This is a genomic window from Peribacillus sp. NPDC076916 (assembly GCF_050269675.1).
Classification (GTDB): Bacteria; Bacillota; Bacilli; order Bacillales; family DSM-1321; genus Peribacillus; species Peribacillus aracenensis.
Genome location: NZ_JBNNIU010000001.1, coordinates 848,081 through 866,449, shown reverse-complemented (window position 1 = coordinate 866,449; position 18,369 = coordinate 848,081). Strand labels below are relative to the sequence as shown.

Sequence of the window (18,369 nt, the reverse complement as noted above, 5' to 3'; positions counted from 1 at the left end):
ATGAAGCAATAGCCAATCATATTCTTTGACCTATGAACTTCATCAGTGATACGCTTCTTTTCGAAATTACGTATTTAAAACCAAGGAGGAACAATGATGACACAAACCAAACAGCAAATGATCACCCTGGTAAATCGTCCAAAAGGTATGCCTTCGAAAGGGGATTTTAACTTTGTTGAGAGTGACGTTCCCACACCAAAGGATAATGAGATTTTAGTACGTACACTATATTTATCTGTCGATCCATACATGCGTGGCAGAATGCAAGATACAAAATCATATATTGCTCCATTTGAATTGAATAAGGTTATCACCGGTGGAGTGGTTGCTGAAGTTGTTGAGTCCAAATCGAATTCCTTCAAACAAGGGGATGTCGTTGTTGGGAATATCGACTGGGCAGAATACACAGTTGTCACTGAAAAGGAAATCCGCGTGATTGATCCCAAGGTGGCTCCGGTCACAACTCATTTAGGGATTCTTGGAATGACCGGTTTAACTGCATATTTTGGCTTGCTTGATATTGGTAAACCTCAAGAAGGTGAAACTGTAGTGGTTTCAGGAGCGGCTGGAGCAGTTGGTTCAGCAGTCGGACAAATTGCTAAGATTAAAGGTGCGAAGGTTGTTGGCATCGCCGGTTCAGATGAAAAACTTGAGTACTTAACGAAAGAGCTCGGATTTGATGGAGCCGTAAATTATAAAAGAGATAGTTTTAAGACAGATTTAGCTAATGCTGTTCCCGATGGAGTCGATGTTTATTTCGATAATGTGGGCGGCGAGGTGTCCGATGCTGTTTTCACACTTTTGAATGCAAATGCCCGAATTCCATTATGCGGAGCGATTTCCTCCTATAATGCAGAAGGGAAAGATCTAGGACCGCGTCTGCAATCGGCGATGATCAAAACGAGTGCCCTTATGAAAGGTTTCACAGTTGGGAATTATGCCGCTAGATTCCAAGAGGGGGCTACGGATTTAGGTAAGTGGCTTCAAGAAGGAAAGCTGAAGTATGAAGAAACGATTATTGAAGGGTTCGAAAACACAACTGATGCCTTTTTAGGTTTATTTAAAGGAACGAACCTTGGTAAACAGCTTGTAAAAGTTGCGGAACCTGAATTCGCTCAACTATAAGATTAGGGAACAAAGTGGAGGCGGAATCTTGTTTGACCTTTGAAAATGAGGGTGTATTAAAAGAGCTGTTATTTCAAAAAAATCCCGTTAAACCAATAATAGAGGTCGAAGCACATCTTTCAGCTAAATTGATGTGCTTCGACCTTTTTTATTTGGGTATAGGGGTGTCCATTCCTGATCATTTACAAAGCATGTCCTTCATGAAAGATAATCAACCTTAGGAATAAAATATGCAAAGGATTCTCTGGATTTTCATATGTTGGAATCAATGTCGTTTTCGGACAATTTGTTGTTATGAATAACATCCGAGATAAGATAGTTATATATCATCAATAATTTCGATACTAGTCACTAACACATGAAAGGCCGTGTTTGTCTACATATCTGTTGAAGTCATGACAGTGATGCTCCATCTTGAAAGTCAAGGACTTCGATACGTGTGGAAATCATACGAAAAGTAGGTGAAAAACAAAGGTTTTAAAGAATTCTTTACCCTTTACCGTATCTTTTGTTCCATATGAAGGATATTAAAAAAGGGTCTCTATAAACATAGCTCTCGACATAATGATATGATAAAGAAAAAGAATAGTTACCTAGGTAATCATTTGGTGGAAGGGAAAATTGAAATGAGTAAAAATAAGCAAGGGACATCTTCAAAATCCCTGAAGTTGGATGTAATACATACGACATTTAAACAGGCTTTTGAATTAAAAAAGAATCCATTTCCTTGGATAAAAGCTTTAAGTGCAGGGATAGCGGCTGCCTTACCTGTTTTAATTGGCTTATTATTCGGCAATTTAGCGTACGGTTTACTGGCAGGAATAGGCGGGTTCACTTATTTATATGTATTTAACCAACCGTATTACCAAAGAGCTAAAAAGATTTTCTTTGTGATGGTGGGTCTTGCTTTATCTGTTGTATTAGGGACACTTTTGGCTCCATACCAATTGGGAACAGCCATAATGATGGGGATCATCGGGGCAAGTGTTTTTTTTATTTTTAGTGCATTAAAGATTACCGGTCCTTCGGCGGTTTTCTTTGTCTTGAGTTTTGCGCTAGCGACAGGTATGCCCATTGATCAGACGCTTGCGCCGTTGCGTGGAGGTCTTGTTTTATTGGGGGGGGCACTGTCTTGGATAATCTGTATGTTAGGTTGGTTTTTCAATCCTCATGGACCAGAAAAGCTTGCGGTGGAAAAGGTGTACAGAGAATTGGGTGCATTCTTTGATTCGCTAGGCACCGGGGGATTCAATGCAGCAAGACAAAGAACGGTATTGGCGATGAAACAAGCGGAAGATACATTGTTAGCCGGGTTTTCAAACAGGCGAAGCTCAGACATGCTAAAGCGGTTGTTTCTATTGAATGACCAGGCAAATGTCATTTTCCTGGAAGCATTGGAACTATCCTTGCATAAAAAGGCTGTGCTACCGCCAGAATTAGGACAATCGGTACGTGCCTTGGCCGTCTCCATTGCATCTAAAACTAAAAATGAATCAAAAATTCTTCAGCCGGACCAAATGGAACTAGAGGTGGAAAAGCTATTCGATGAAATTTACAATGCAGATGCCATCATGAATGAACCGGTTAGTAAAATCCACCAAGAAGCTTCAATCTCAAAGCCTTCATTAAAAACGATTTTTCTTGGGGCGTTCGACAAGAACTCGATTGTCTTTCTCTCTTCCATTCGATATGGAACAATCCTTACCATTGCCGCCATCATCGCCTATTCCGCTGATTTTAACCGTTCGTATTGGATTCCCTTATCATGTGCAGCCGTTATGTCAGGTGCGACCATCGTTGCCACATTTCATCGTGCGGTACAAAGGACCTTCGGGACAATCATCGGACTCCTATTAGCAAGCTTAATTCTTGCATCCGTTCATAACGAGTTCATTATCGTTCTGATCATTTTGTGTTTGACAATCATTACAGAGCTTTTTATCGTACGGAATTATGGATTGGCGGCGATGTTTTTTACCCCTTCAGCTTTAATCATGGCGGAATATTCAACGCAAAGCTATGATTTTAGTTTTTTTGCGACCGTAAGAATAACCGATATCGTCGTTGGGAGCATGATAGGTCTTCTTGGATCGCTGTTAATCGGCAGTCAATCGGCCTCAAGCCTTCTCAATCATTTGATGGCCAAAACAATTCGAAGCCAGGGGCAATTTCTGTTGGTGGCGTTCTCTGGACATGATAATGGACTTGCAATCGATGAAAGCAGTGAAAGGAACAAAATGCAAACCAATATGGTGAATCTATTAACGGTCTACAATGCGGCTCTTGGTGAGATATTCAAAAACAAGGCTAGACTGGAATCTCTTTGGCCCGTGATATTTTCGATAGAACAGTTGGGATATTATTTAAATGCAAGCTTGAAATTCTCTGAACGGTCGGTACTTTCAGAGCGTGAACTTGCTCAATTACTGTATGTTTTTGAAACAATGGCAATCGCTGCAGATAAGGGGAGGCCACTTACTAATAAAGAGGTTCCGGAAATTGAAGGGTACTCAAAAATCCGCCACGAAATTTTGGATCTTCAAAAAGCACTTCGATTTAGCGGTGAAGCAACGAGCTAATTAATCTAGTGATTCTAATAAGGGAGTTCTTATTAGAATCTCATTCGCCACTGTTAATAGGATGAAATTTGCAGGATTATAGAAAAGTCTGTAAAAATGCCGGTTTTCATTATAAAATGTATTTACAAACAGAAAGGTGATGAACCATGTCAAACGTTGCTAAATTTCGTGATTTTTTAACTAGTGAGAAAATCTATATGAATGAGTTGAAAGAAGATGGCACCACCTTTTTTAGAGCCGAGCAAAAGTTAAAGGACGGGTGGAAGGTCCTTTTAGTATTTGCTTTCAATCAAGATGAAAATGTGGCGGACTTATTTTGCTTTAATGTCGCCGAGTTGAAGAATCCTGAAAAGAGACAGGATGTACATACACTGTTGAATGAATATAATGCTAATTTTAGGTATTCAAAGCTGTATGAAGAAAATGGGACCATTTCCATTCGGTATTCATACTCCATTGAGGGGGACATCGTACCGGATCTGGCATTCAGGAAGTTAATCATGCTGCTTGAAACGGCACAGCAGGTTTATCCGCGGTTAATGGAAGTCATTTGGTCTTAAATCATCATATAGGATGAAAAAGTTCTCTGAATCAGGGGACTTTTAACATCTTTACTAGAGTGAATGAATATATTAACGTTACAATACATTAATTATTAAATTTTTTTAAAAGAACTATTGCATTTTTTCACATTAAACTATATAATTAATTTTGTTAGTGATTCGACAAAGTTCTACAAGGATATGCGGGTGTAGTTTAGTGGTAAAACCTCAGCCTTCCAAGCTGATGATGAGGGTTCGATTCCCTTCACCCGCTCCAATACATACTCATAACGTAGGGTTTCGTTACCTGGAGAACGAAGCTTTGCGTTTAAATATTATTACAAGAATTCTACTGTTTACAGTGGGATTTTTTTATTGTCCCAATTAACTACATTCTATGGAAGCGGTAATGCCGGATGTCATACCGTAACGAAAATCGTGGCTTTCTATTTATTGTGATCCTTCATCTGGAAGAGTGGGGATTTCGATGCAGAACAAACTTGTTCAAAGAGATTAACTACGTAAGTAGAATCAGTTTGAATAGGTGTGTGCTTTTATTGTCCAAACTGAAAAAGTTGTGTAATTAGGTATGACCGAACGGTTGAATAAAAGGATATTCGCGCACGGGTTTTATTTATCCATATAAGTTAGGAAAAATCATGAAAAGACCCCTTCCGATTGTGGAAAGGGCTTATTTCCGTTCAGTTTTAATCATCCTTCTACAATCGAGTAAGTTCCTACACCCCCATGGATCTCAAGGAACATGTCCATCAAGGATTTCGTTAGCTGATTTGCTTCGGTGATTGGAGTATTGGGTTGTAAATATATGATTTGGATGGCCTTTTTCGTTCCTTCGGTGACTTTCGTGCGTTCTGAATCAACGTAAGGACTTCCGAATGCGCCATCATGGTCGGCTGATGTAATCATATTTTCCATGGAATTCAAGCGGCCATTCAACCCCTCATAACCATCTGACCCTTCGCCAATCTTTATCGAGATGTCTCCTGATAATTTGTCCGCATCATAAATGCCGATCGGAACTTCATATAACAGCGAGAAGAAGTTATTCAAATCGATGGCTGAATGGATGGGTGCCAAGTAATTCTGTTTTTTTATGCGGCGGTAAAGGGCTTCCACGGAGGGGCGATACCGTGACGGGTTTGTTCCTGTAGCCTTGAAAATCTCCCGCCACGCTTTAATTCCGGAAAAGTCGGTCAATTCCTTTTCTTCAAGGTCGAAGAAAAGTGCTTCCTGAAATAGTTGAAGTCTTCCTTTCACCATTTGCGGGGAGGGACCTACTTCGATTTTTTCATATGTAATGATCCCAACTTTGAATTCAGGGATTTTACTGCTTAGATTAGCTGATATAGTAATTTCCAACCGTTTCACCTCCAAAAATGATTGCAATTAGTTTATCATAGATAGCAATGGTTTGAAATGGATTCAAGCTTCAATGGGAATACTGAATGAAGTAGGTGATTAGTATGGATATGAACTTATTCAAGCAAGAAGTTATTTTATATAGTAAGGAAATCGGCATTGATAAAATCGGCTTTACATCAGCCACGGCTTTTACCGAATTGAAAGGTAGGCTGATACGTCAACAGAAGCTGGATTATCAGTCAGGGTTTGAAGAAACCGATATAGAAAAGAGGGTAAGGCCTGAATTGATATTCGATAAACCGCAATCCATCATTTCGATTGCGCTTGCTTATCCTTCGAAATTGAAGGATGCTCCGCAAAGTACAAAAAGTGAGCGACGCGGGATCTTTTGCAGGGCTTCTTGGGGAACGGATTATCATACCGTTCTTCGAAATAGATTGCAGTTACTTGAGAATTTCATTAAAGATAAAGTGCCAGGGGCATTGACGAAATCCATGGTTGATACGGGTGAATTATCAGATAGGGCAGTGGCTGAGCGTGCGGGAATTGGCTGGAGTGGAAAAAACAGTATGATCATCACTCCGGAATTCGGGTCTTATGTATATTTGGGGGACATGATTACAAACCTGCCATTTGAACCTGATCAACCGATGGAAGATCAATGCGGGACATGCAATAAATGTGTCGATGTTTGCCCGACTGGTGCGCTCGTTCAGGGCGGGCAGCTAAATTCCAAGCGTTGCATTGCATTCTTAACCCAGACAAAAGGTTTCCTTCCGGATGAGTTCAGGACGAAAATAGGCAATCGTTTGTATGGGTGTGATACATGCCAGACAGTTTGTCCGAAAAACAAAGGAATGGATTTTCATTTCCATGAAGAGATGGAACCCGACCCCGAGCTGGCGAAACCGCTGTTGAAACCACTGCTTACGATTTCAAATCGGGACTTTAAAGAGAAATACGGCCATGTATCTGGCTCATGGCGTGGTAAAAAGCCAATCCAACGAAATGCCATTTTAGCACTGGCCCACTTCAAAGATGAAACGGCATTACCCCAATTGATACAGGTCATGAAGGAAGACCCAAGGCCTGTAATCCGAGGAACGGCGGCTTGGGCAGTTGGGAAAATTGGCCGGGAGCAGGCCGTTTCCGTTCTGGAGGAAGCAAGAATGAAGGAAACGGATGAAGAGGTACTGGCGGAAATTGAGAAAGGACTGCAGTTTACCTTGGAAACAAAATGATATTTAAGATGTAGAGGCTGTCCCATAAGACGTAAATGACTTTTGGGGCAGCTTCTTTCTCTTTTTTCTAGTTATGGACATTATCACTGAAGGTAACCGGATAGCTGTCATTTTATATTCACTAAGTAGTAGTCTTTGTAGTAAATACATTATTGAACAGAAGATAAAACCAGTATCGATTTTCAGCAGAACTTACATCCCCATAATAAGATTGCTGTTATACGGGTATATTTGTTACGGCATCTACCAATTCATACTTTAGGTGAACTGCAGCACCGCTTATTTCGGACACTTTCCATTCTGAATAACTAGTTGTTATGCTATTCCTATGGTGGGGATATTTGTATATATATAAATATATATACCTGTGGGTACCTAAAAAGAGAGATTATTGGGCTGTTAATAATCAGCAAATCGTTAGCTCTCGAAGCATGACTGTCCGAATTTAAATGACTTGAGTCCCCCTATCCCTCTTAACGTGGAGGAAACTGGTCATCTTGTCTTTTATCTATATACAAAGTGCCATCACTTTGTATTTCAGCATAAAATACATCTTGTGGGCATACACCAAACTGCTGTAATTGCGTTTCCAACCAGTTTTGGTTTAAACTCAGTTTACTTAAATTATGAGGAACGATTTTTCCATCCACAATAATTTCTGTAGGTATGTATAATGGTTTCACATAAGTAATATCCTTTTTGGAAACACTCTGGCTATCCACTTTTTTTAAGACAGACAATTGACCATTTGGTTCTAAAACGGAATAGTTTACCTCTTGCATGGAGAATATGCTTTGTTCTCGCAACAGCATGCTAAGGTCATCCATGTTTAATCTTTCCCCTTTCAAAGCGTTCTCTAGGATTTTTCCATCTTTGATTACAATTGTAGGTTCGCCGTCAAGTATTATACGAGCTTTTGGAGATTTTAAATTAATAAAGCTTACAAGAATAGTGAGTACGGACCAACCGATTAAACTAACGAAGGCGTCAACCATATCAATACTTGTATCAATTGTGATGGAAGCAGCCACCGCGCCGATAGTGATACCTGTAATATAGTTGAAGTAAGTCAACTGACTTACTTGTTTTTTTCCCATAATTCGAGTAATCAATAGTAAAACCACAAAAGCAGCGACCACCCTACTTAACACTTCAATAATGCTCAAAATTTCCGTCTCCAATCTGGTCTAATCAAGTTAGAAAATTGTGTATTCATTCTTATAATTTCCCCAATATTACTTTGATTATAATTCAGCATAAAAAAGCCATACTGTAATCGACCCATACGGAAAGGCTTCACACGTGACTTTAAAATTTATGAATGTAAGGGTTGTTTGGATTGCCCTTTAAAATCAAAAGGCGAGGGAAATCGTCAGGTGCATTTTAATCCCCTTCGCACATACACATTAGCATAGATGGTAAGAAGGAGGGCATGAACTTGAGGGAACAATTGCAACGCCTTTTACAAGAAAGAGTGGAGTTTTATACTTCCGATGATTTGGAGCGGAGTGAAAGGAAGTTACATTTGAAGAGGGAAATGATGAGGAACCGTGCTGCTGAAATTGTTCGGGTGAATGCGGCAGGGAAGGTGCATTCGAGGAAAAAGGAAGATAATGATACAGTCCTGACATATCATGTGCATCTGCAATATTTATTGAAACAGGAGGATTCATTTTATATAGAAGAAGAAATGGAAGAAAGGGAGGCCCGGTTTCGAAATGGGTATATAGTGGATGAACGTGAGCTTTTTCCCACCTTTGAAACCGAAGAGGCACCGCCAAAATGTGATCCAGGCGCAGATCGTCTCGCATATAAATATGATCGGATGAAGGCCGTCCAATATGCCGAGCGTTGGTGGAATGAATTCAATCCGGCTTATCATAAATTCACTGATGATTGTACGAATTTCATTTCACAATGTTTACATGCGGGAGGAATACCGATGTGGGGGGCGCCAAACAAAAATAAGGGCTGGTGGATAAGGGGAAAAAGCTGGAGTTACACATGGACGACGGCCCATTCCTTATATCATCTGCTTAAAGCCGGGAATGTCATCAGGACAAAGCGGGTGGAGTCGGCCAAGGAATTGAATTTGGGTGACATCCTCTGCATAGATTTCGAAGGCGACGGACGGTTTGATCATAACTTGATTGTTACGGCGAAGGATCAGGACGGGATGCCGCTTGTGAATGCACATACGATGAACAGCCGTCACCGATATTGGACGTATGAAGATTCGACCAGGTATACACCAAACATCGTTTATAAATTCTTTGTGATTTTGGATGGAGGGTGATTGGTTTTTAGTCTTTTTTGTTTAATGCTATAATTAAGGTGAAGTTCAAACTAGAGGTGAAAATGAAGTGTCAATACATGTAGTTTTATATCAACCACAGATTCCAGCAAATACAGGAAATATCGCAAGAACATGTGCAGGGACGGATACGTCTTTACATCTCATCCGCCCGCTCGGTTTCTCGACGGATGACAAACAGCTTAAACGGGCCGGTCTCGATTATTGGGAAAATGTAAAGATCCATTATTATGATTCGTTAGAAGAGTTTTATGAAAGAAATGCCGGCGGTGAATTTTATTACTTAACGAAATTTGGAGAGCAGCCGCATTCCAGCTTCGATTACAGTGATCAAGACAGTGAAATATACTTCATTTTTGGCCGTGAAACGACGGGTCTTCCGAAAGAATTGATCAAAGAAAATATGGATCGGTGCCTGCGGATTCCGATGACGGATAAAGTACGTTCCCTTAATCTGTCGAACACGGCTGCCATCTTGGTTTATGAAGCACTGAGACAGCAAAATTACCGTGAATTGGATTTGAAAACAAAAGGTTGAGTTTCACCAATGTCATACTGTCATCGGGGACATTTGAGCCCCGATGATGGATATTTTACATATTCTTAAGGGGTGGGAGCATTGAATAACATTATTGAGAAGATTTTAGATCACCGTTCCATTCGTTCTTTTGAGGACAAGTTATTGTCTGAGGAGCAAATCAATACGATTGTGGAATGTGCCCAAGCGGCATCGACTTCAAGCTATATCCAAGCGTATTCAATCATAGGGGTAACCGATCCCGATAAGAAAGCCAAGCTTGCTGAACTTGCCGGACCACAATCATATGTAGAGAAGAATGGACATCTATTCGTCTTTTGCGCCGATTTATATCGTCAGGATAGGGTTTCCGAAATGGAAAACACGGACCTGTCCGAATCGATTGAAAGTACGGAGAAATTCATGGTTGCCTGTATCGATGCTGCTCTTGCGGCTCAAAATGCAGCATTGGCAGCAGAATCGATGGATCTTGGCATTTGCTATATAGGCGGGATCCGCAATAATCTCCCGGAAGTGGCAGCGATTTTGAATATACCGCATCGCGTTATACCATTATTCGGTTTAGTGGTCGGATATCCGAAAAACCGTTCGGATAAAAAGCCGCGTTTGCCGCTGGCCAATATCTATCATGAAAATGGATATCAGGAGGATAAGCAAGAGTTCATCGGACAACTTGAAGAGTATAATGAAACGATTTCGAGCTATTACGAGCAACGGACTAAAGGTAAACGAAAAGACACCTGGACCGGTCAAATGGCTGGAATGCTTGGAAAGAAAAGCAGGTTGTACATGAAAGATTATGTTGAAAAACAAGGTTTTAAGAAACATTGATAGATGAAATTGCTTATTAGGAATATTCTTGCCTTCCCATAAATGACATCTTTCAAAGTCCTGAATATGGGCCAAGCGGTAAAGATCCCGGAAATGTTTCCGGGATCTTTACCGTTTTCATTTATATACGGTTGGCTCAAGAAACCCCGGCAGAATTTCTTCTTATATGCCCATGAAATTACCATTGACAATATATATAGATAGAATTATAGTAATTAGGTAATGGATAATGATAATCATTTTCATTTGAGTTTTTACTTATCTATTTTTCAGTAAATGGAGGTTAAAAAATGGTTCGCCTATATACAGAGAATTTAAATATTGGTTATGGTGAACGTTTAATTGTAAAAGATCTCAGTGTGGAAATTCCAGATAAAAAAATCACAACGATCATCGGTTCAAATGGATGTGGAAAATCCACACTTTTGAAAGCGATCACCAGGATCATTCCAAATCAATCAGGTTCGGTTGTTTTAGATGGAGTGAATATTTCAAAAGAAAGCACTAAGATCCTTGCAAGAAAAATGGCCATACTTCCGCAGACACCCGAGAGTGCAAGCGGATTGACGGTTGGGGAGCTCGTATCATATGGGCGTTTTCCCTATCAAAAAGGTTTTGGGCGCCTGACCCAAAAAGACTATGATGTGATTGATTGGGCACTTGAAGTGACCGGAACGAAAGACTTTAAGTTCCGTCCGGTGGATGCTCTTTCAGGAGGTCAGCGCCAGCGTGTTTGGATTGCCATGGCCCTTGCCCAGGAAACGGAAATCATTTTCCTTGATGAGCCGACCACTTATTTGGATATGGCGCATCAACTGGAGGTTCTAGAATTATTACAGAAGCTGAATGTAGAACAGGGACGTACAATCGTCATGGTTCTTCATGATTTAAACCAGGCTGCTCGCTTTGCCGACTATATCATTGCCTTAAAGGACGGGGAAATAGTGAAAGCGGGTGATTGCGAAGAAGTCATCACTCATGAAGTGCTTAAGGAAGTATTCCATATTGATGCGGTAATCGGGCGAGATCAACGAACGAACAAACCAATGTGCAGCACATACAATTTATTAAAAGGAGATTTGACAACAAATGAAAAAGATAATGATCCCGTTTATACTGCTGTTAGTGTTAATTATTAGTGCTTGTGGTAACGAGTCAACCGAAAAAGAAAAAAGCACCGCTTCAAAAAAGGGAAAATCAGGTACCATCACATATCAATCTGAAAATGGTCCTGTTGAAGTTCCGGCAGATCCTCAGCGTGTTTTAGTACTATCATCTTTCGCAGGTAATGTAATGGCATTGGATGTTAACCTTGTAGGGGTTGATTCGTGGTCTAAAATGAACCCGAACTTTAAAGAGTTAAAAAATGTCGAGGAAGTAACGGACGAAAACCTGGAAAAAATCATCGAGTTGAATCCGGATTTAATCATTGGTTTATCAACGATTAAAAATGTGGATAAATTAAAGGAAATTGCTCCAACTGTAACGTATACATACGGAAAAGTGGACTATTTAACACAACATGTAGAAATTGGTAAACTTTTGAATAAAGAAAAAGAAGCTCAAGCATGGGTGGATGATTTCAAAAAACGGGCAAAAACAACCGGTGATGAAATTAAGGCTAAAATTGGAGAAGATGCTACCGTTTCCGTTTTCGAAAAGTTTGATAAACAGTTCTATGTATACGGCGATAATTGGGGCCGTGGAACGGAAATCCTTTATCAAGAAATGAAATTGGGCATGCCGGAAAAGGTAAAAGAAACGGCATTGAAAGATGGTTACTTTGCCTTATCATTAGAAGTCCTGAAAGACTATGCCGGTGATTATGTGATTTTGAGCAATAACAAAGATCAGGACAATTCATTCCAGCAAACAGATACGTTTAAAAACATACCTGCCGTTAAAAACAATCAACTATATGAAGCTGATGCAAAAAAATTCTACTTCAATGATCCAATAACATTAGAATATCAATTAGACTTCTTTTCCAAAAGTTTTCTTGGAAAATAATACAGCGAGGGAGAGGGATTCCAATTCCTCTCCTTTTATTCTATAAAAAAGAGATGAGAGAGACAGATGACTAATGAAAATCAACGTTTCATCCCATTTATATATAAACTGATCATAGGGATCGCTCTATTCATAGGCATGTTCATTATTTCAATGGCATTTGGTGCTGCGGATGTTACCGTAAAAGATGTCTGGCAAGCACTGACATCAAATGCTGCTGGTGAAAAGCTTTCAATCATTCGGGAAATCCGTTTCCCTCGAGAAGTGGGGGCAATCTTTGTGGGTGCAGCACTTGCCGTTTCCGGTGCCATCATGCAGGGAATGACTAGGAATCCACTTGCTGATCCGGGGTTGCTTGGATTGACGGCAGGAGCCAATGCAGGTCTCGCCATTACTTTGGCATTTATTCCAAATGCCAATAATTTAGGAATCATGATTGCGTGTTTCATAGGTTCTGCTGTGGGGGCAACCATGGTTTTCGGGATCGGTGCTATGAAAAAGGGAGGATTTTCTCCTTTACGGATCGTATTGGCTGGTGCTGCAGTCTCTGCATTCCTTTTTGCCGTTTCGCAAGGGGTCGGCCTATATTTCAAAGTATCAAAAGATGTATCGATGTGGACTGCAGGCGGGAATATTGGAACATCATGGGACCAGCTTCGTGTAATCGTCCCGTTCATTTTAATAGGCATCCTTATCTCCCTTATCTTTTCCAGACAGCTCACCATACTGAGCTTAAGTGAAGAAGTGGCGGTAGGATTAGGTCAAAAGACCACACAAATAAAGGCGGTTCTCTTCGTAGTCATCATTCTCCTGGCAGGCGCTGCCGTTGCACTTGTTGGAAATATGGTATTCATCGGGTTAATGGTCCCCCATATGGTCCGGGTTTTCGTGGGTACGGATTATCGATTCATCCTGCCTATGTCTGCGATTTTAGGGGCCACTTTCATGCTACTTGCCGATACGATCGGCCGTACAATCAATTCTCCATATGAAACACCTGTGGTAGCGATTGTTGCGATGATTGGTTTACCTTTCTTCCTCCTAATCGTGCGTAAAGGAGGTAAAGCATTTTCATGATCCAGTCAGCTCTAGTCAAAAAACAGCGATGGATAGTAGGTGCACTATCCGCACTCATTATCATTACAATCATTATAGGGACGTGTTCGGGATATTCGAATCTTTCTTTAGGGAGACTGATTCCAACGCTTTTCGGGCAAGGGACATTTAAAGAGGAATTCATATTATTTTCCGTCCGATTACCACGAATCATCATTACCATTTTAGCAGGCATGGCTCTTGCACTGTCGGGAGCCATCCTTCAAGGAATCACACGTAATGATTTAGCCGATCCTGGAATCATCGGGATCAACTCAGGAGCCGGTGTTTCCATAGCCGCTTTCTTTCTGTTTTTCCCGCTTGACGCTGGATCGTTTGTTTATATGGTTCCGCTTGTCGGTTTTATCGGCGCGTTATTGACGGCCTGCTTAATATATATCCTCTCATTTAAGAGAAGGAGCGGCCTTGAACCCGTTCGGTTAGTATTGATAGGGGTTGGTTTTTCAATGGCGCTTTCAGGCCTGATGATTGTCCTCATTTCATCAGCGGAACGAGCCAAAGTCGATTTCATCGCAAAATGGTTGGCGGGAAATATATGGGGAACGGATTGGCCTTTCATTTGGGCAGTTCTTCCATGGTTAATTATCCTCATTCCATTCACTTTATATAAAGCAAATCGTTTGAATCTGCTTGGTTTAAGTGAACCGGTAGCAATTGGGGTCGGTGTATCGATTGAAAAGGAGCGGATCATATTGCTAATCACGGCTGTAGCACTGGCCGCTGCTGCCGTTTCTGTTACAGGCGGAATTGCATTCATTGGACTTATGTCCTCGCATATAGCAAAATCTTTGGTAGGACCTCGAAATCAACTATTCATTCCGGTTGCCATTTTAATCGGCGGATGGCTATTGTTGCTTGCCGATACAATAGGCCGTAATATAATTGAACCAGAGGGGATTCCTGCAGGTATCATGGTTGCATTGATCGGTGCTCCTTATTTCATGTATTTATTGTTGAAAAAATAAAATCTTGCAAAAATCCCCTGAAATTTTTCAGGGGATTTGATGTCTTTTCAGGGCTTCCGTTTTTGGTTTTAATTAGGATTATGTATATCTAATTATTTCATCAGGACTCAATCGTTTCGCTTCGAAATAAAACACTTGAATAAACTTTTTTGTATTTACCCGGGTAGGTGTAAGGACTATTGTTGAATCATTTTGCAGTTCTTTCATCTTTTGACGAACGACTGTGAAATCAAAAAATTTAGAAGCGTAATTTTCAAACTTCGGATTTGAAAAATCCGTTAAACCGAGCGAAGCAAAATGATTTAACGAATGGTTAATCGTTCTGCGTATTCGCTGTTCGGCAGCTTTTATTTCCCGGTTGATATCAACCTGCAAAGCTGATGTGCCGAGCTTTTTTTTGGTGATTTCTACAAAGATATCTTTAAGGGTCGGGAAATGCCTTCCAAAAGTAAAAGTCCGTTCATACATAAATAAATATTGCAGCATTTCGATTAAATCTTTTGCACCCTTTTCTCCAACGATCCCTAATTCCGATAAAAGGAACTCACCCACCTCTCTTATACTTTTTTCATTATAACGATTGGATTTATCAACTTTTGGCTGTTCAAAGTTCAATACACTGTTTAATGAGGCCTGGATATTTGTGATCGATCTTTCTAAATGAATGCGTTCCATGACTTTTCGGATGACTGTTAATATTTCAATACGATTGATTGGTTTAGTAATATAATAATCGATTCCAAGTGAGTATGCCTCGCCAATCAGATCCTTTGATTCAACCTGCGAAATCATTATTATTTTCCCGTTAAATGTATTTTTTATATGACGAAGTGTCTCAATGCCATCCCGGATCGGCATTAATAAATCAATAAATAGTATATCGATTTGTTTTAAATTCAAAATATGTCCTTCTAATAGACTTCCATCCTCGGCTTCCTCCACCACTTCTCCTAAATCTTCGTTCTCAATAATTTGGCTCAAGTTTGAACGTATCGCACAATCATCATCTGTTATAAAAAAACGCATGGAATCATCCCTTCTGGATCAACTTATGAATGGGTAATTTTATTGAAAAAACGGCACCGTTAAAACTATTCTCAAACAGGATATCGCCTCCCAGTTCTTTTACGACTTCTTTAACATATGAGAGACCAATCCCTGTTGAAGGTGTCCCAAAATGATCATATTTTGAAGTGAATCCAGGTTTGAATATGACAGTCTGATATTTTTGAGGAATTCCAGGTCCGGTATCAGCAACCCTGAATTCTACATTGTCGCGACTTTCACTCAAACTTAAATGTACGATTCCCTTTTCTTTAATTGCTTCCACTGCATTAGCGACTAAATTATTGAAAAGGGATAACACGGTATATACATGATAATGTGAATCGTTTTTTCCGTCTAATGAGTATTCAAATTGAATATCCTTTCCTAATGATAAGGCATATTTTTCATTAATTCGGATGATTAAATGAAAAAGCTCAGCAGCATTCATATAATCCCTAAAGCTCTCATTGGAAATCAATTTGGAGAGACCAGCAAAAATTCGTTGATTATCTTTCTTGACTTCATGCATTTCACCCGCGATGCGCAATGCTTTTTGACTATAGGGTTCTGTAGGAACATGAAAGTGCTTTTCACGTTTTTCCAATGCTTTTAATTCCCGATACAAATCATACGATTTCTTTGTAATATTCTCTGCATTTTTTAATGTTTTTTTTAAGTGGATCGTTTCCTCGTATAAATTGGAAATGAGCATCAGCATATGTTCATTTTGTTTTCTGATTTGCCGTTCCCTTGATTGTGCTTCATATAGTTTCATCATATTAAAAAAGCTTAAAACGATAAAACTGTGGGCGAATGCGATCATGATCATCTCGTTTAGTGAACCTAACGTAATTGTTGTTTCTAATACAATATATTGAAAGATTAATTCTATTGAGTCAGACAATATTTCGATAATAAGACCAATAAATCCAATTATCAACGATCGGTTTTGAAAGCGATTGATTTTCACTAAATAAAAAAGAAAGGAGTAGGTGAAATAAAAAAAGAAACTTGGAAAATGAACTTGAAAAGAGGAAGACCAGGAAAAACTATCAAGCATGAAAAAGTCTATTAGAATACGAAATACCACAACCATTGTTCCTGTCAGGAAGCCTGAAAAAATGGCAGGTGTTTTCTGTAATAATAGTAAAAAGAAGAAAAGTACAGGCGGACCAAAGCTTACCCGAAACGTTTCATTTAAAGGATAAAAACTCAATTCGCCTGCTAACGGCACTGTTAACAACATCAAAGCAAGGATATTGACCTCTTTTTTCATTAACGTACTGAGATTCAAGTCGTCACCACCCAATTTGTTTAAAAAATCAGTATACAGTTTCATCGGCTTCAATACAACGCTTACTTTGTATCTGAATAGAACGGCTTATTACGATTATGGTAAACCCAAACTTTTTTCTATATGTGAAATAAACACGTTTTTTTTTGGTTTTTTATTTTGATTTTGTAGGTTTTCGTATGATTATGTAGTTCCCAATTTAAAATGAACGGTAGATAGAAATATTTGAAAGCGCTTAATAATATTTAGAATATTCATTATGTTTTCATCGAATCTATTACAAGTAAGCTTGGTGGCATTCGGAAAGACGCTCATATTGAAAAAAATGATACAACAACTGAAGAGGTGGAAGAATGTGATTGAAGAATTGTCAAAAGAGTATGACATTCATGTTAATAGTCAAAGAATAGCCGACTTAGATGAATGGGTGGCACATTACAGATCCTTTGCTGCTGAAGGGCAAACCGCCAATTATATACCGGCATTGAGAAATGCACATTTACCGCAATTGGGCATTTGCATATTGGAGCCTGGTGGAACAATGATCAAGACAGGGGATTGGGAAGTCCCCTTCACGCTGCAAAGTATTTCAAAAGTGCTCAGCTTTATAGCCGCATGCTTGGGGTGCGGCATTTCTTATGTGCTAGAGAGGGTCGATGTGGAACCAACCGGGGATGCTTTCAATTCAATTATTCGTTTAGAAATGAATAAGCCGGGAAAGCCATTTAATCCTATGATAAATGCAGGAGCGATTACCATAGCATCACTTCTCCCAGGGGATTCTTCACGAAAAAAATTGGAATTTCTCTATGCATTATTTGAAAATTTGTTAGGGAAGCGCCCAACCATCAATGAGGAAGTATATCAATCTGAGTGGCAAACTTCCCATAGAAATAGAGCTTTAGCCCACTATTTAAAAGAGATGAATTATTTAGAGTCGGATGTAGAGGAAGCTTTAGAGGTCTACCTCAAGCAATGTTCCATAGAAGTAACCACAGAAGACATAGCCTTGCTTGGACTGATTCTTGCACAAGATGGATACCATCCTATTCGTAAAGAACAAGTACTCCCTAAAAAAGTGGCTAAGCTGGCCAAAGCATTAATGCTTACTTGTGGTATGTACAATGCTTCGGGGAAATTTGCGGCTTTTGTTGGGGTGCCAGCCAAAAGTGGAGTATCTGGCGGGATTATGGCACTAGTTCCTCCAAGTGCCCGAAGCGGAATGCCTTTTCAAGATGGATGTGGCATTGGCATATATGGACCTGCCATTGATGAATATGGGAATAGTGTAACAGGTAGTATGTTATTGAAACAAATGGCACAGGAATGGGATCTAAGTATTTTCTAAAAGCAGGGAAATTCATTCTTAGAAAAGTAATCTTTA

The 18,369-nt window shown here is 39.8% G+C and carries 17 protein-coding genes and 1 tRNA gene; 14 read left to right on the top strand and 4 right to left on the bottom strand.

The window, feature by feature from the left end; all coding sequences use genetic code 11:
* Positions 1–96 precede the first annotated feature (96 nt).
* The 5 genes from ACQKFG_RS04305 to ACQKFG_RS04285 all read left to right on the top strand — a co-directional run bounded on the left by ACQKFG_RS04305 (position 97) and on the right by ACQKFG_RS04285 (position 4,523).
* Positions 97–1,125 carry an NADP-dependent oxidoreductase gene (locus ACQKFG_RS04305; RefSeq protein WP_427556520.1) on the top strand — a complete coding sequence of 343 codons (1,029 nt, stop codon included), beginning with the start codon at positions 97–99 and terminating at the stop codon, positions 1,123–1,125.
* 32 nt (positions 1,126–1,157) lie between these two features.
* Positions 1,158–1,346, top strand: coding sequence for a hypothetical protein (locus ACQKFG_RS04300; protein WP_427556517.1), 189 nt, complete (start codon positions 1,158–1,160; stop codon positions 1,344–1,346).
* 405 nt (positions 1,347–1,751) lie between these two features.
* On the top strand, positions 1,752–3,704 hold the full coding sequence (locus ACQKFG_RS04295; protein WP_427556514.1) for an FUSC family protein: 1,953 nt from the start codon (positions 1,752–1,754) through the stop codon (positions 3,702–3,704).
* A 146-nt stretch (positions 3,705–3,850) separates the two neighbouring features.
* On the top strand, positions 3,851–4,264 hold the full coding sequence (locus tag ACQKFG_RS04290; RefSeq protein WP_427556511.1) for a YbjN domain-containing protein: 414 nt from the start codon (positions 3,851–3,853) through the stop codon (positions 4,262–4,264).
* Between the two features lie 185 nt (positions 4,265–4,449).
* Positions 4,450–4,523, top strand: a tRNA-Gly gene (locus ACQKFG_RS04285).
* Positions 4,524–4,957: 434 nt separating this feature from the next.
* On the opposite strand, the gene ACQKFG_RS04280 is transcribed toward ACQKFG_RS04285, so the two are convergent.
* Positions 4,958–5,626 (bottom strand): B3/B4 domain-containing protein, encoded by a 669-nt coding sequence (locus ACQKFG_RS04280; RefSeq protein WP_427556508.1) that lies wholly within the window; start codon positions 5,624–5,626, stop codon positions 4,958–4,960.
* Between the two features lie 104 nt (positions 5,627–5,730).
* Between ACQKFG_RS04280 and queG the strand changes: the two genes are divergently transcribed.
* Positions 5,731–6,870, top strand: a complete 1,140-nt coding sequence (gene queG / locus ACQKFG_RS04275; protein WP_427556505.1) for a tRNA epoxyqueuosine(34) reductase QueG — start codon at positions 5,731–5,733, stop codon at positions 6,868–6,870.
* A gap of 473 nt (positions 6,871–7,343) precedes the next feature.
* Here queG and ACQKFG_RS04270 read toward each other — a convergent pair whose 3' ends face one another.
* Positions 7,344–8,036, bottom strand: a complete 693-nt coding sequence (locus ACQKFG_RS04270) for a DUF421 domain-containing protein (protein WP_427556502.1) — start codon at positions 8,034–8,036, stop codon at positions 7,344–7,346.
* Between the two features lie 272 nt (positions 8,037–8,308).
* On the opposite strand from ACQKFG_RS04270, the gene ACQKFG_RS04265 reads away from it, so the two are divergent.
* The 7 genes from ACQKFG_RS04265 to ACQKFG_RS04235 all read left to right on the top strand — a co-directional run bounded on the left by ACQKFG_RS04265 (position 8,309) and on the right by ACQKFG_RS04235 (position 14,644).
* Positions 8,309–9,166: an amidase domain-containing protein gene (locus ACQKFG_RS04265; RefSeq protein WP_192203428.1), complete on the top strand. Its 858-nt coding sequence runs from the start codon at positions 8,309–8,311 to the stop codon at positions 9,164–9,166.
* A 67-nt stretch (positions 9,167–9,233) separates the two neighbouring features.
* Positions 9,234–9,722: a tRNA (uridine(34)/cytosine(34)/5-carboxymethylaminomethyluridine(34)-2'-O)-methyltransferase TrmL gene (trmL, locus tag ACQKFG_RS04260; protein WP_192203429.1), complete on the top strand. Its 489-nt coding sequence runs from the start codon at positions 9,234–9,236 to the stop codon at positions 9,720–9,722.
* 81 nt (positions 9,723–9,803) lie between these two features.
* Entirely contained in the window at positions 9,804–10,553 is a 750-nt protein-coding gene (nfsA, locus tag ACQKFG_RS04255) for an oxygen-insensitive NADPH nitroreductase (RefSeq protein ID WP_427556497.1), read from the top strand.
* A 290-nt stretch (positions 10,554–10,843) separates the two neighbouring features.
* A complete protein-coding gene (locus ACQKFG_RS04250; protein WP_192203431.1) occupies positions 10,844–11,692 on the top strand; it encodes an ABC transporter ATP-binding protein in 849 nt (282 codons plus the stop codon).
* Complete coding sequence (locus ACQKFG_RS04245) at positions 11,643–12,563, top strand: iron-hydroxamate ABC transporter substrate-binding protein (protein WP_192203432.1); 921 nt, start codon at positions 11,643–11,645, stop codon at positions 12,561–12,563. Before ACQKFG_RS04250 ends, ACQKFG_RS04245 begins: the two co-directional genes overlap by 50 nt.
* Positions 12,564–12,629: 66 nt before the next feature.
* Positions 12,630–13,640, top strand: coding sequence for a FecCD family ABC transporter permease (locus tag ACQKFG_RS04240; protein ID WP_427556493.1), 1,011 nt, complete (start codon positions 12,630–12,632; stop codon positions 13,638–13,640).
* Positions 13,637–14,644, top strand: a complete 1,008-nt coding sequence (locus ACQKFG_RS04235) for a FecCD family ABC transporter permease (protein WP_427556490.1) — start codon at positions 13,637–13,639, stop codon at positions 14,642–14,644. Before ACQKFG_RS04240 ends, ACQKFG_RS04235 begins: the two co-directional genes overlap by 4 nt.
* Before the next feature lie 78 nt (positions 14,645–14,722).
* On the opposite strand, the gene ACQKFG_RS04230 is transcribed toward ACQKFG_RS04235, so the two are convergent.
* Together ACQKFG_RS04230 and ACQKFG_RS04225 are read right to left on the bottom strand one after the other, a co-directional pair.
* Positions 14,723–15,670: a response regulator gene (locus ACQKFG_RS04230; protein WP_342615143.1), complete on the bottom strand. Its 948-nt coding sequence runs from the start codon at positions 15,668–15,670 to the stop codon at positions 14,723–14,725.
* Positions 15,671–15,674: 4 nt separating this feature from the next.
* Complete coding sequence (locus ACQKFG_RS04225) at positions 15,675–16,937, bottom strand: ATP-binding protein (RefSeq protein ID WP_192208158.1); 1,263 nt, start codon at positions 16,935–16,937, stop codon at positions 15,675–15,677.
* A 406-nt stretch (positions 16,938–17,343) separates the two neighbouring features.
* Here ACQKFG_RS04225 and ACQKFG_RS04220 point away from each other — a divergent pair, with 406 nt between their 5' ends.
* Positions 17,344–18,333 (top strand): glutaminase, encoded by a 990-nt coding sequence (locus tag ACQKFG_RS04220; RefSeq protein ID WP_427556761.1) that lies wholly within the window; start codon positions 17,344–17,346, stop codon positions 18,331–18,333.
* Positions 18,334–18,369 lie beyond the last annotated feature (36 nt).

Excerpts from the sequence above, each read along its gene's own strand:
- ACQKFG_RS04230 (WP_342615143.1), bottom strand. The coding sequence starts at position 15,670 with ATGCGTTTTTTTATAACAGATGATGATTGTGCGATACGTTCAAACTTG.
- ACQKFG_RS04245 (WP_192203432.1), top strand. The coding sequence starts at position 11,643 with ATGAAAAAGATAATGATCCCGTTTATACTGCTGTTAGTGTTAATTATT.
- ACQKFG_RS04235 (WP_427556490.1), top strand. The coding sequence starts at position 13,637 with ATGATCCAGTCAGCTCTAGTCAAAAAACAGCGATGGATAGTAGGTGCA.
- ACQKFG_RS04250 (WP_192203431.1), top strand. The coding sequence starts at position 10,844 with ATGGTTCGCCTATATACAGAGAATTTAAATATTGGTTATGGTGAACGT.
- ACQKFG_RS04290 (WP_427556511.1), top strand. The coding sequence starts at position 3,851 with ATGTCAAACGTTGCTAAATTTCGTGATTTTTTAACTAGTGAGAAAATC.
- ACQKFG_RS04295 (WP_427556514.1), top strand. The coding sequence starts at position 1,752 with ATGAGTAAAAATAAGCAAGGGACATCTTCAAAATCCCTGAAGTTGGAT.
- ACQKFG_RS04240 (WP_427556493.1), top strand. The coding sequence starts at position 12,630 with ATGACTAATGAAAATCAACGTTTCATCCCATTTATATATAAACTGATC.
- queG (WP_427556505.1), top strand. The coding sequence starts at position 5,731 with ATGGATATGAACTTATTCAAGCAAGAAGTTATTTTATATAGTAAGGAA.
- ACQKFG_RS04225 (WP_192208158.1), bottom strand. The coding sequence starts at position 16,937 with ATGTTGTTAACAGTGCCGTTAGCAGGCGAATTGAGTTTTTATCCTTTA.
- ACQKFG_RS04305 (WP_427556520.1), top strand. The coding sequence starts at position 97 with ATGACACAAACCAAACAGCAAATGATCACCCTGGTAAATCGTCCAAAA.